This is a genomic window from Algimonas ampicilliniresistens (genome assembly GCF_030159955.1).
Classification (GTDB): domain Bacteria; phylum Pseudomonadota; class Alphaproteobacteria; order Caulobacterales; family Maricaulaceae; genus Litorimonas; species Litorimonas ampicilliniresistens.
On record NZ_BSNK01000001.1, the window covers coordinates 1,371,072 to 1,384,483 of the forward strand.

General features: G+C 53.6%; 12 protein-coding genes. 2 read left to right on the plus strand and 10 right to left on the minus strand.

Annotated elements, in window-relative coordinates:
* The first annotated feature begins 46 nt into the window (after nt 1-46).
* Both gltX and QQL54_RS06470 read left to right on the plus strand, forming a co-directional pair.
* A complete protein-coding gene (gltX, locus tag QQL54_RS06465) occupies nt 47-1,453 on the plus strand; it encodes a glutamate--tRNA ligase (RefSeq protein WP_284388833.1) in 1,407 nt (468 codons plus the stop codon).
* A gap of 13 nt (nt 1,454-1,466) precedes the next feature.
* Complete coding sequence (locus QQL54_RS06470; RefSeq protein WP_284388835.1) at nt 1,467-2,771, plus strand: citrate synthase; 1,305 nt, start codon at nt 1,467-1,469, stop codon at nt 2,769-2,771.
* On the opposite strand, the gene QQL54_RS06475 is transcribed toward QQL54_RS06470, so the two are convergent.
* The 10 genes from QQL54_RS06475 to QQL54_RS06520 form a co-directional block, all read right to left on the minus strand.
* Entirely contained in the window at nt 2,768-3,931 is a 1,164-nt protein-coding gene (locus tag QQL54_RS06475; protein WP_284388839.1) for a lipid-A-disaccharide synthase, read from the minus strand. The genes QQL54_RS06470 and QQL54_RS06475 overlap by 4 nt on opposite strands.
* Entirely contained in the window at nt 3,918-4,775 is an 858-nt protein-coding gene (locus tag QQL54_RS06480; protein ID WP_284388841.1) for an LpxI family protein, read from the minus strand. Before QQL54_RS06480 ends, QQL54_RS06475 begins: the two co-directional genes overlap by 14 nt.
* 2 nt (nt 4,776-4,777) lie before the next feature.
* Complete coding sequence (gene lpxA, locus QQL54_RS06485) at nt 4,778-5,581, minus strand: acyl-ACP--UDP-N-acetylglucosamine O-acyltransferase (RefSeq protein ID WP_284388842.1); 804 nt, start codon at nt 5,579-5,581, stop codon at nt 4,778-4,780.
* Nucleotides 5,582-5,584: 3 nt separating this feature from the next.
* Nucleotides 5,585-6,034: a 3-hydroxyacyl-ACP dehydratase FabZ gene (gene fabZ / locus QQL54_RS06490; RefSeq protein ID WP_284388843.1), complete on the minus strand. Its 450-nt coding sequence runs from the start codon at nt 6,032-6,034 to the stop codon at nt 5,585-5,587.
* Complete coding sequence (locus tag QQL54_RS06495; protein ID WP_284388846.1) at nt 6,031-6,963, minus strand: UDP-3-O-(3-hydroxymyristoyl)glucosamine N-acyltransferase; 933 nt, start codon at nt 6,961-6,963, stop codon at nt 6,031-6,033. The genes fabZ and QQL54_RS06495 overlap by 4 nt, the downstream gene beginning before the upstream one ends.
* A gap of 82 nt (nt 6,964-7,045) precedes the next feature.
* Nucleotides 7,046-7,630: an OmpH/Skp family outer membrane protein gene (locus QQL54_RS06500; RefSeq protein ID WP_284388848.1), complete on the minus strand. Its 585-nt coding sequence runs from the start codon at nt 7,628-7,630 to the stop codon at nt 7,046-7,048.
* 1 nt (nt 7,631) lies between these two features.
* A complete protein-coding gene (gene bamA, locus QQL54_RS06505; RefSeq protein WP_284388850.1) occupies nt 7,632-10,181 on the minus strand; it encodes an outer membrane protein assembly factor BamA in 2,550 nt (849 codons plus the stop codon).
* A gap of 14 nt (nt 10,182-10,195) precedes the next feature.
* Nucleotides 10,196-11,368: a M50 family metallopeptidase gene (locus QQL54_RS06510; RefSeq protein ID WP_284388852.1), complete on the minus strand. Its 1,173-nt coding sequence runs from the start codon at nt 11,366-11,368 to the stop codon at nt 10,196-10,198.
* 63 nt (nt 11,369-11,431) lie between these two features.
* Nucleotides 11,432-12,604, minus strand: a complete 1,173-nt coding sequence (locus QQL54_RS06515) for a 1-deoxy-D-xylulose-5-phosphate reductoisomerase (RefSeq protein WP_284388854.1) — start codon at nt 12,602-12,604, stop codon at nt 11,432-11,434.
* The gene (locus QQL54_RS06520) at nt 12,601-13,380 is read right to left on the minus strand and encodes a phosphatidate cytidylyltransferase (protein ID WP_284388856.1); all 780 of its coding nucleotides are present in this window, start codon (nt 13,378-13,380) and stop codon (nt 12,601-12,603) included. Before QQL54_RS06520 ends, QQL54_RS06515 begins: the two co-directional genes overlap by 4 nt.
* Between the last annotated feature and the right edge of the window lie 32 nt (nt 13,381-13,412).

Here is a 13,412-nt window from a genome sequence, read left to right on the forward strand (position 1 = left end):
GCGCGCTCTGGCGAATGACACAAGCGCCTTGCTAGAGAACCTCTAAATGACCCGTCCTATCCGCACGCGTTTTGCCCCATCCCCAACTGGCTTTCTCCACATTGGAGGAGCGCGGACGGCTTTGTTCAATCGTTATTTCGCCGATCATATGGGCGGCGAAATGCTGCTCCGGATCGAGGATACGGACAAGGCGCGTTCCACAGACGCCGCGACACAAGCAATCATTGACGGACTCGACTGGCTGGGCGTTCACCATGAAGGCGAAATTGTCTTTCAGAGCCAAAACCAAGCGGCGCATACTGACGCCGCGAAAAGACTTCTCGATAATGGCGCAGCCTTCAAATGTTATCTCAGCGGCGATGAGCTTGAGGCTCAGCGCGCGAAGGCCAGAGAGGCTGGCACAGCCTTCCGCTCTCCCTATCGCGATGGTCAAGATGGTGCAGGTGAGTTCGTCGTACGCTTTCGTGTCCCCGATGGCTCCACCTCTATAAAGGACGCCGTTCAGGGTGATATCGTCTGGGACAACACAAATTTTGACGACCTAGTTTTGCTGCGGGCGGACGGAACGCCAACCTATATGCTGGCTGTCGTGGTTGATGATCACGATATGGGCATCACTCATGTCATCCGGGGCGACGACCACCTGATCAATGCAGGCCGTCAGCAGCAACTCTATGATGCGTTAGGCTGGGACGTCCCCGTGTGGGCGCATGTCCCGCTAATTCACGGCCCGGACGGGAAGAAACTCTCCAAACGCCACGGCTCACTCGGAGCCGAAGCTTACCGCGATATGGGGTATCTCGCGTCGGGCCTTCGCAATTATCTCGTGAAGCTAGGTTGGGCGCATGGTGATCAGGAAATCTTTCTCAACGACGAAGATATTGCCCAAGCCTTCACCTTAGAGGGTATTAATGCGGCGCCATCTCGGCTCGATTTCGACAAGATGGATCACATTAATGCTCAGCATATCGCAGAGCTGTCCGCAGACGCCCTGCTCACTGCCGCCGAACCCTTTCTCCAAGCTGAAGCGGGCAATGATTTGTCTGATCAAGTTCGGGAGCGGGTTGCGCATGCCCTGCCAACGCTGCGGCCTCGCTCAAAAACCCTTGTCGAACTCGCTCATAATGCGGCCTATCTATTTGACGTTCGCCCGCTTGAAATCACAGGAAAAACAGCGAAATCGTTACGCCGAGACGGCACGGCAGCTCTCGTCGCCGCTTTGACATTTCAGCTAGAATCCTTAGAAGACGCCTCGTGGACGGCAGACAGGTTGCAAACGGTTCTTGCGGACTTCGTCGCTGATCAAGAGATAGGCTTTGGTAAGATTGGCGCGCCCGTAAGGGCCGCTCTCACCGCTGGAGCCCCCTCGCCCGATTTGCACGAAGTTCTGGCCTTTTTGGGCCGGACGGAAACACTCGGTCGTATCAAAGATGCAACGCCCCTTATGGGCTGAATTGAAGAGAATTATGGAAAACAAAGTCAAGCAGACAGGCAACTCAACAATTTCCATCGAAGGTGGCAAGGGTGTGGAATTCCCCGTCCTGTCAGGCACGATGGGTCAACCGGCGATCGATATTCGTACTCTGTCCAAGAACACTGGGCATTTCACATTCGACCCTGGTTACACCTCGACCTGCTCGACCGAATCCCAGATCACGTTTATTGACGGCGGCAAGGGCCAGCTTCTCTATCGCGGCTACCCGATTGAACAACTCGCTGAGCAATCGACCTTCCTTGAAGTGGCTTACCTGCTGATCAACGGCAACCTGCCCAGCGAAGGCGAGTTCAAGACCTTCAACAACACAATCACCAATCACACAATGTTGCACGACAAGGTGGAAAGCTTCTTTCATGGCTTCCGCCGTGATTCCCATCCTATGGCGATGCTGACAGGCACAGTTGGCGGTTTGTCCGGCTTTTATCACGATGATCAGCACACAACCGAAGATGAGGCTCGCAACATTGCGATCCACCGCCTCATTGCCAAGATTCCGACACTCGCGGCGCGTTGCTACAAATACCGTATCGGACAGCCGCATATGTATCCGGATAATTCGCTGTCCTATGCAGGCAATTTCCTGCGGATGTGTTTCGCTGTCCCGGCCGAACCCTATGTGCTCAATCCGGTCATTGAAAAGGCCATGGACAAGATCTTCATTTTGCATGCCGATCACGAACAGAATGCGTCGACATCGACCGTCCGACTGGCTGGCTCATCGGGGGCTAACCCCTATGCGTGTATCGCGGCTGGTATTGCCTGCCTATGGGGACCGAGCCATGGCGGTGCCAATGAGGCGGCCCTCAATATGCTACGTGAAATTGGCACGGTTGATCGCATCCCCGAATATATCGCCCGCGCCAAAGATAAGTCAGATCCGTTCCGTCTGATGGGCTTTGGCCACCGCGTTTACAAAGCGACGGACCCACGCGCGACCGTGATGCGTAAGACGACACACGAAGTGCTCGGCGAACTGGGTATCAATAATCCTGTTCTTGAAGTCGCAATGGAACTCGAAAAGATTGCCACGAACGAAGACTATTTCGTTAAGCGCGGTCTTTACCCGAATGTCGACTTCTATTCGGGTATCGTGCTGTCGGCTCTGGGCTTCCCGACTGACATGTTCACGGTTCTCTTTGCTCTTGCCCGCACAACGGGTTGGATCAGCCAATGGAACGAGATGTTGGAAGACCCAAGCCAACGCATTGGTCGTCCCCGTCAGCTCTATACCGGCGCAACTGAACGGGACTATGTTCCGATGGCAAACCGCTAAGCTAAAATTGACATAATCGCGTCGGCCGCTCGGTCAGACGCACTTCCAGACCCGGCGCCCATGCGTCGGGTTTCGTGTTTCAGCGCTTCACGTACGGCCTCTGCCATGCCGGGGTTTCCAATGATGTCGATTAAAGCCTGGCTAGGCGCGTCCGTCATGATGTCGTCTTGAACGAATTCGGGCATCAACGGATCCTCCAGATCGGGATCGCTTGCAACCGCCGAAATATTGACCAGCGAGAAGAAGGGCGGCTTAAATAGCCGACTGGCGACAACATAGGTCAAGGGCGAAAGCCTATAGAGCACCGACGTGGGTACACCGGCTGCGGCAAGTTGGGTCGTAATCGTTCCAGAGCAGGCCATCGCCCCGTCCATCACTGACATCGCGTCGATTAGCTCATCTTGATCGATCAGGTGAACGTCCCGCCCCTCTAGTTGTGGCTCCACAAGATGCCGGACTGGATCGGCGATCACACAAAGCGCTTGCAGATCTGGGTATTCAGCACTCAGCCTATCATGGGCCAAAATGAGTGCCGGTCCGACGCGTTCGATTTCAGACGGGCGACTGCCGAAAAAGAACCCAACTGTCATCGCAGTCGATTTGAGGTTATGACGTGAGAGAAAGGCTAAACGGTCACCGGCCGAGTAATCTGTATCCAGAACGGGATTGCCAACGAAGGTTTGAGGTAATCCGGCTGCTTCAAAAAATGGCGCGTCCATAGGCTGTGTCGATAGCAAATGATCAACATAACGCGCGAGGATTTTTGCCCGACCAGAGCGCATGGCCCACACTTGAGGCGCGACATATTTTATAATGTGACCCGTATAACCACGCGCTTTCAGAGCCTTCGCAATGCGGACCATGAACCCCCAACTATCGATCAGGATGACAGATTGAGGGTTGGTTTTCATAATTATCTCAGTAGCTTCACGAACTTTCTTGAGCACGAATCCATAGGCTTTCAGGCCTTCGACAAAGCCGAGGATCGCCAAGCCGTCTATATCCATTCGGCTCTCGAGACCGGTCTCTTTTAGGGCTGACCCGCCAATCGCGGAGAGTTTTAAATTTGGGTTTTTGCGATTGAGCGCGTGCGCTAATCCTGCACCCAATTGATCGCCAGATGGCTCCGCCGCCACGATAAAAATATCAGGTCGATCCACGGGACGTTCTCTTCGGTAGGCCAACAATAAACACGCCATGTTCATCGGCCAGACGGATCGTCTCAGCCCGGTCGATCACAAAGGCTTCGCCAGCATCAGCAATGATCCCTGCCAATCCAGCATGCGCTGCGAGCTCGATTGTCCGAGGTCCGATCGTTGGAAGGTCAACGCGGCTGTCTTGACCGGGCTTGACCCGCTTGGCGAGCACACCGACACGTTGGACGGGATTCCCACGCAGCGCGTCAGGCAGCGTTGCCACGCGTTCCAACATAGCGTCCGTGCCTTCCTGGGCCTCGACGGCCAGCACAACACCATCTGCGACGACAGCCCCCTGCCCGATATCCTTCTCCCCAATGAATTCCGCGATCTCCATTGCGCGCTGAGCATCCTCGCGATGATCTTTAGACATAGAATGGAGGCCGAGAGGACCATCGCGCAGAAGAAGGGTTTGGCAAAGATCCTGAGCAGACACGATTTCAAATCCTCGGGATTCGAAAATGCCTAAGACATGTCGGAGTAAGGCATCATCCCCGGATTTAGCCGCAACCAGTGTGCCCGGCAAATAGCGCATGGCACTCATATCTGGTTTGAAGTTAGAGAAATCTGGACGCCCGACTGTACCGGCGAGGCAGACATGGGTGATCCGCGCTTTCTCCAAAACTTTCATGATCTTGCCGAATTTCGCCAGAGGAAACCTCTGTGAGTTAGAAAACCGACCCGGTTTGGAGTCTGGGTCAATCTCGATGATCGTCAGCTCTGTTTCGCTTTGACGTAAGGACTGAGCGACATAGAGGGGGAGATCTCCGCCTCCTGCGATCAAGCCAACATGGCGTGTTTTGGACATGACTATCGCCGCATATCCGGCATGGTCAGGTTACGTCCGCTACTTTGTGCTTGGATAAACGCGATAATTTCCATCACGAGTGGCTCATCTGCATAAAGCCGTGTTGCGTCCTCAATCCGTTCTGCGAGCGTTCCTTCATAGGCAAATAATTGCCGATATGCGGCACGCATCCGGTGAATTTGAGATCGGTCGAACCCTCGGCGCTTCAGGCCAACAATGTTCAAACCCTGAAGCTGCGCAGCATTTCCCATAACAAGGCCATAAGGAATGACATCATTGGTCACCAAGGCCATCCCAGCAATAAAGGCGTAATGGCCAATACGCGTATGTTGATGAACGGCACACACGCCGCCAAGCGTCACATAATCGCCAATCGTTACATTCCCGCCGACCTGCGCATAGTTTGACAACGTCACATGATGACCGACCTGACATTCATGCGCGATGTGAGAGCCAACCATGAAATAGCAATCGGTCCCGATACGGGTCACAGGTTTGCCGACATCGGTTCCAGGATGGATATTGACCATCTCTCGGAACGTGCAGCGATCTCCGATCTCGATGCCGATCTTGGCTTTACCCTTATGTTTGAAGTCCTGCGGCGGGTATCCCATTGAGACTTGGGGGTAGAGCAGACAGTCCGCCCCGATCTTCGTATGACCATCAAGCGTGACATGGCTGACCAATTTTGTCCGGTCGCCCAGTTCAACGGATGGACCGACCGTACAAAACGGACCAACCTCAACATTGTCACCCAACTTTGCGGCGGGATCGACGATCGATGTCGGATGAATGAGAGCCGTCATAATTTACAGGTCATAAGTCAGTGGACTGGCAAGAAACTCGACGCTTAAAGCTCTGACGCCATTACATTCGGCGCGCCCTTTAAACCGATAAATATTTCGACGAACATCGATGAGTTCGGCATGCAAGTCGAGTGTCTCCCCAGGAACGACTGGACGGCGAAAACGCGCTTTATCAATCCCAGTAAATGCCAGAAACGCATCGTCTTTGACCATACCGCCAAGGACACCAATCAACGCCCCAGTCTGAGCGACCATTTCGATCATGAGAACACCTGGTAAAATAGGCCGATCTGGGAAATGCCCACGAAAGACATCCCACTCAGGCGAAATATGAACCTGAGCGTGCGTGGCTTTTCCATCAAATGAGAGCACCCGATCAACCAACATGGCGGGCGGGCCGTGCGGCAACAACTCGGACACCTGCGCCTTTTCAATTGGGAATCTATGGGTCATTTTTTCAATGCGCGTTTCGCTTGGGCCACAATCTTCATATGCTCACGTATTGGCATAGCTGGAATCCCCGACCAAGTCTCACCCGCCGGAACATCATGCATAACACCCGCGAATGCCGCGAGACGCGCGCCCGCACCAACTGTGATATGGTCAGCAAGACCCGCACTCCCGCCCATCATGACGCCTTCTCCAATGTGGCATGATCCAGACAGACCCACGCGCCCGGCCAAGAGGCAACCTCGCTCTAGCACGCAGTTATGAGCAATCTGGACCAAATTGTCGATTTGGCAGTCATCCCCAATCGTCGTGTCTCCAAGCTGCCCCCGATCGATACAAACGTTGGACCCAATTCCGACTCTATCGCCGATCACAACACGACCTACATGAGGAACAGGAAGAATGGAGCCGTCAGGCCCCACCACAACACCAAAGCCAGCACCACCGACAACGGTACATGCACCAATATTGACGTTATCTCCGATGACCGCGTTTTCGATGACTGTATTGGGGCCGATAACGGTGTTTTCGCCGATCGTGACCCCCGGTCCGATGTGCACGGACGGATGTATCTTTGCCGTTGAAGCAATGTTGGTTGGGGTTTCGGCACAGTCCACCAAAATGTCTGTCGAACGAGCCAGATGGTATTTCGGCAGTTTACAGATGATCGGTATAATATTGCGTGCCGCAACGGCTTCGGACAGGCTAGCTGTAACGAAGCAGGCCGAAGCCTTAGCGGTTTCAAGTGCGCCGACATTTCGGCGACTATCTAAAAAAGTGATATCGGACGGTTTAGATTCAGCCAAAGATGATGGCTGACATATCTTCTCTTCGCCAAAGCTACCCTCAGGCGGCGTCAGATCCAGTCTAACGCAGAGTTCCGACACGGTCATGTCGGCTTCCCGCAGGGAATAAAAGCGCGTGTCGATCATATAAAATGGATAAGGGGCGGATGTCCGCCCCTCAAAACACGTCGCGTGTCAGCAGGTAACCGACCAATTGTCGGGTGCCGTTTTAGCCGCGTGGAAGTCTTTCGCGTGTCACGGGAACAGTCGTCATTTGCGAGTTAAGGCGCGCAAGGACCGTTGTCGTGATGTCGGCAGGCTCACCGTAAATGACAAGCTGACGCTCAAGAACAACATCGGCGTTCCGCTCTTTAGCGATTTGGTCGATGATGGACTTGATCTTAGCATTCACGAGCTGACGCGCCTTGCCTTCCGTCATCTGCAATTCCCGTTGCGCAATCGCCATTTCTTGCTGAAGCGCTTGGGTGTCTTTTTGGTAGGTCAGGATCTGTGATTTCAGAGCAGCATCCGCCAAAACTTGCTGCTGGGACTTCCCATCAACAGCGACTTCAATCGTTTTACCGCGAGATTGCAAAGGGTCGGCTTTCGCTTTCAACTGAGTGCCTGTCGTTTCGGCCATGGTTTTGAGTTGACGTGTGACGTGCTGACCAACGGAGCTATCATTATAGACCTTTGCCGTATCAACGACGAGAATAGTGCTCTGCGCAAAGGCCGAAACACTCGTCAAAGCCGCCAATGTAACGCCAGCAAATGCCGTCAATGTTGCGCGGTAAGTATATTTGAAATTGAACATTCTAGAACCTCGTACGGGTTGTGAACTGGAACGACTGTCTGTCGTCAAAAGGTTGTTTGACGATCGGCTGCGTGAAGTCGAAGCGGATCGGGCCAAACGGGCTCTCCCAGAAAATACTGGCCCCGGCTGTGACACGTGGATCGAGTGTGTCGATTGTGCGCTGACAAATAACACTAGCTGTCGTCACACCTTCACAACTCGCACCTGCCGTCAGTCCTGACGTGCCAGGATCGATGACAATATTATACTGGAAGTCTTCGTCCAGCAAACCGACTGTGCCGGCCTCAATGAAAATAGAGCCCAGAAGCTGCGGAACACCAACCGGAAAACTCACCTCCGCTGCAGCTAGGCCAAACAGATTGCCACCCAAAGCCTGACGTCTGCCATCAACACCGCCGCTAGTGCCGGTCGGAATCAACGTCGAACCGCTGTCGGCTACATAGTTGATAACGCGCGGGCCAATCCCGGCATTATCGAAGCCGCGAAATTCGAAATTACCCTTAAAGTAGCGATCATTGACTTGGACGGGATCTCCGCCCCAGCCACGAATATAACCGCCAGAGAGGGCTGCAGAGGCAATAACGCCCGGGAACAGACCTTTGTAGTAATTGCCTCGAACATCGGTCCGCAGATAGCGAACGTCACCACCAACACCGGCGACATCTTGGCTAAAGCGGAAGTCGAAGCCGCCTGTCGGCGTGATCGGATCGTTTCGGCGATCCCAAGCAAACGTGTATCCAAGGATCGACGAGAGCCGCCCCCCAACCTGCTGGCAGAGGGATAGAAGCTGCGTGTTTTGAGCCGTCAGCGTGTTATCGAGTGAACTCTGCAACACTTGATCACATTGATTTTCCTGTGGAAACTCAATCGACTCGGATCGGAGCGAGTATCGCCCCGACAGATTTGTATTCTGGGTCAATGGGAAGGCGAGACTGACCTGACCACCTGTACGGGTTGAGCGGAAGCCAGCTTCATCCAAGAAGTCAATAATGACGTCGAACAACTCAACACTACCGGCAAGGTTTCGGCCCAAAAAGCGTGGCTCAGTGAAGCGGAGATCGATTTCCCGACGATTTGACGAGGCCCGAATAACGAACCGCATAAGCTGACCACGGCCACGAAGGTTTCGTTGTGTGATTGATAGATCGACGAGGAATGCGTCCGCTGAAGAGAAACCCGCAGAAAAGGATAGCTCACCCGTGGGCTGCTCTTTAACACTAACTTCGACCACGGCGCGATCTGGCGAAGACCCTTGTGTCTCTTCAATTTCAACTTCTTCGAAGAAGCGAAGCGCCCGAACGCGGTTTCTCGATCGGTCTAATAGAATCCGGTTGAATGCGTCGCCTTCAACCAGCTCCATCTCGCGGCGAATAACGTAATCGAGTGTTGTCGTATTCCCGACAATATCAATCCGTTCAATGTAGACGCGCGGGCCTTCAACCACGTTGAAGACAAGGTCTACAGTTTTGCTATCCCGATCAAGGCGAAGATCCTGCTGGATATCGACAAAGGCATAACCGCTAGTGCCAGCCGCGAAGTTGAGATTGTCAATCGCCGACTCGATTTGAGACGAGTTGAACACTTCGCCTTCTTGAATATTGACGAGGCGTTCGAGGAAATCCTTGTTGAGCGCTTCCAACTCGGTCTCAACCGAAATGTCGCCCCAACGATATTCGCCGCCTTCATCCAATGTGAAGGTGACATAGAAGTCTTCTTGGTCGGGCGTTAGCTCTGCGACAGCCGAGACCACTCTGAAATCAGCGAAACCACGGTCTGTGTAAAACGTCCGCAACTGCTCGCGATCAAATTCCAGACGGCCTGGATCATAATTATCGTTCGAGCTGAAGAGCTTCCACCAAATCGACTCTGCGGTGACGATTTCTTTGCGCAGTTTGCGGTCAGAGAACTCGGAATTGCCGATAAAGTTGATTCGTTTGATCCCAGTGACGGGGCCTTCTGAGATTTCAAAAATGAGATCGACGCGGTTTTGCGGCTGCTCGATGACTTTTGGTTCCACAGTCGCACCAAAACGACCAGACTGGCGATAAAGTTCGATGATCCGCTGAACATCTTCCTGAACTTGAGCGCGGGTGAAGAGTGAACGCGGTTCTGCCGTGATCTCATCATTGATCTTGTCGGTCTTGAGGGACTTATTCCCTTCAAAAATCACACGGTTGATGATCGGATTTTCAATCACTTGGATCAGAACATTGCCATCGCGTGGGTCAATGATGACATCGGCGAATAAGCCTGTTGCATAAAGCGTTTTCAGGCTGAGATCGATCCGGTCCTCTGAATAGGGATCACCGGGGGCAAACAGTAGGTAGGACGCGACCGTATTGGCCTCAACGCGCTGGTTACCAATGACCTGAATATTCCGGATACGTGTTGGAGGCTGATAGGTCGGCGCTTGAGCCGTTGGCGAGCCGACATCCTGCGCGAAGGCAGGCGCGCCCATCATTCCAAAGCAAAGGGCGACCACCAAACCAAGCCAAAGCTTCGCTTGGCTCATTGGCTGTCGCCGTTCCGTCCATGTGTGGAGAAGTCCCATGCGTGGCAGTCCGGTTATAAGCTTCTGAAATAGCCGATGTCGTTGATGGTCAGGACAACAAAAAGCGCAAGTAACACAGCCATCCCCAACCTGAAACCGAGCTCCTGCTTTTTCTGGCTCAACGGCTTCCCGGCGATGGCTTCATACGCATAGAAGACGAGATGTCCACCATCCAGCATAGGGATCGGGATTAAATTCGCGAAACCCAATGCGACAGATATAGCGGCGCCTAGCTGCAACATGCGCAAAGCGAACGCTTTTAGCTTCTCTGAGACAGGGCGTTCGGCCTTCGCAACATCAACAGTCGACTTCCCGACCATAGTCGCAATCCGACCAATACTGCCTAATTTTTCACCGTCCTCTTTGCCTGTAAATATCCGGCCGATATAATGTCCAGTAGAGGAAATAGTGAACACAACTTGTTTTGAACCAAAAACTAAAGCATCTACAGGGCTATAATGACGACGCTCGATTTTAGCATCAGGTGAAATGCTGACCCCAAACTGACCGCGAGTCATGCGCCCACCGATAAAATCTTTATCTTCGATCAGTCGGGGTGTGACAGTCACCTCAACACGCTCTGATCCGCGCTCAATGACCGTTTCAATCGGCGTATTACTGCGCATCTGGATATGTTGGCTCATATCAACCCAGTCCCGAATGGTGCGCCCATCCATGGCAACAATACGGTCCCCGGACTGAACACCTGCGGCCGCAGCTGGACTTCCCTCTTCCACATCCCCGATTAATGCCTCTGGATGAATCGTCTCGACCCATAAAACGACAATAGCGAACAGGATCACCGCTAAAATGAAGTTCGCCACTGGACCTGCTAAAACAACAAGCGCCCGTTGCCAGACAGGTCTGAAGTGAAAAATGTCGCTGACATCACCCTCTTCAGCTTTAATCGCCTCAAGCGCTTCGGCGTCAGGATTTGAGGCTGCGCCTGCATCGCCGGCGAACTTCACATACCCGCCCAGCGGAATCCGCGAGATCATCCAGTTTGTACCCGACTTCGCTTTGCGCTGATAAATGGCCCTCCCGAACCCAATGGAGAAGCGCTCAACCCGAATACCGAAAAACCGCGCAACGCTATAGTGACCTAGCTCGTGAAAGAAGATCAGCGCGGAGATCACCCCGAAAAAGGTAAGCGCGGCCAAGAAGATATAGATGATATCGGTAAGCACAATGTCCTGCGTTTGGTCGTCCGATTCCGGACACGCAAGGCGATTGCCCGGATTGCAAAGCGCTTACAAGTTTACAATATGCTCATTAGCAGTCGCACGGGCGCGCTGATCCGCTCCGATAACCGCTTGCATATCGATTGGCGTGCGAGAAAACCCGGCAGTTCCAGCTAGTTTATCCAGCGCCTGCTCGCACGTTCGAGCGATATCGAGGAAACTAATGCGGCCCTGCAGGAAAGCCTCAACAGCGACTTCGTTGGCCGCATTGAGTACGCAAGCAGCTTCACCGCCAGCCTCAAGAGCTTCGCGAGCTAAGCGCAGGGCCGGGAATCGCTCAAGATCAGGCTCAAAGAACGTCATTTGGCCAATTCTGGCGAAATTCAGGGGCTCAACGGGTGTCGCCATCCGTGACGGCCAAGCCAAGGCATAGGCAATCGGCGTGCGCATGTCCGGGGATCCCATTTGTGAGAGCACGGATCCGTCAACATACTCGACCATGGAATGAATGATGGATTGAGGATGAACGACGACATCAATTTCGGATGACGGTCGGTTGAACAACCAAGCTGCTTCAATCAACTCTAGTCCCTTATTCATCAAAGTCGCAGAATCGATGCTGATTTTTGAGCCCATGCTCCAGACGGGGTGCGCGAGGGCGTCTTCGCGGGACACTTGCTTTAAGGCCTCCATCGACGTTTCACGAAACGGTCCGCCCGACGCGGTCAGGATCAGTTTGCGGATCCCCTCTGGGCGCTCTGTGTCCAACACCTGAAAGATCGCATTATGCTCAGAGTCGACAGGTAGTAGTGTTGTGCCGTGCCGTCTCACCGCATCCATGAAGGTTTCGCCGGCACAAACGAGGCATTCCTTATTGGCCAAGGCAATTGTATTGCCCTGCGCTACAGCCGCCAGAGTTGGCTCTAATCCGGCTGCGCCAACAATCGCCGCCATTGTAATATCAGCGGATCGTCTAGCGAGTTCCACAAGCCCATCAGGCCCCGCTAATACTTCCACATCATAAGCTGACAACTTGGCGGTTAGTTGTGATTCGAGCGTTGCATCCGCGATGGCCACATGTTTCGCGGCAAATTGGATCGCCTGCTCCGCCAGCAAGTCGACATTCTTGTTGGCTGACAGGCCCACAACGTTGAAGGCTCCCGGCTCAGCGCGCCCGAGTAAGTCAAGCGTATTGAGCCCGATCGAACCCGTCGAACCCAGAATCGTAATCGACCGCGTCATCCGATTGGCCACCGATCGCCAATCAGCATGAAGATAATGGCTCCGCCAACAACGGCGGCCATAAGGCTGTCGAGCCGATCTAATAACCCACCATGGCCAGGCAGAAGTGTGCCTGTGTCTTTGACGCCGATCTTTCGTTTCACCATGCTCTCCGCCAAATCCCCAAGGACTGAGAGAACAACCAGTGGAAGCGCCAACAAAGCCGACAACCAAACTGGTAGGCCCATGAAAAGCCCCGCAATCATTGCCAAAATACAGCCTGCAATCAGGCCAGACACTGCCCCAGACCATGTCTTGTTCGGCGATAAAGTGGGTGCCAATTTCGGCCCACCGATCGTCGATCCGCCAAAATAGGCCCCAACATCTGCACCGATGACAACAAGAACAATGAATATGAGCTGCGTAAATCCGCGCGTGTCGAACCCTATATCCGTACCGCGCAGCAAGATGATCACGACCGCAGGGACAATCACGTAAGGAAGGCCCAACGCTGTCCAGAATGGATTACCACGCCGCAATCGCTCCGCCACCGCGAACATGGTCACCGCAATCATGGCCCCAATAGCCCAAAATAGCAGACCTTGTGCCGCATAAAGAAGCGAAATGAGGAGACCTAAAATCGCGAGGACGAAGGCAATCGTCGTGGCTTCGGGATCCGTCATCCGGACCCATTCATACATCATCCGAGCAGAGAAAACCGCGACCAACGCTGCCCAAACATACCCCCCAATGTAAAAAGGCGCCAGGCAGACGAGAACGACGACTATCGCGGTCATTAAACGCGCACCTAGGCCACTCCAACGTGGCT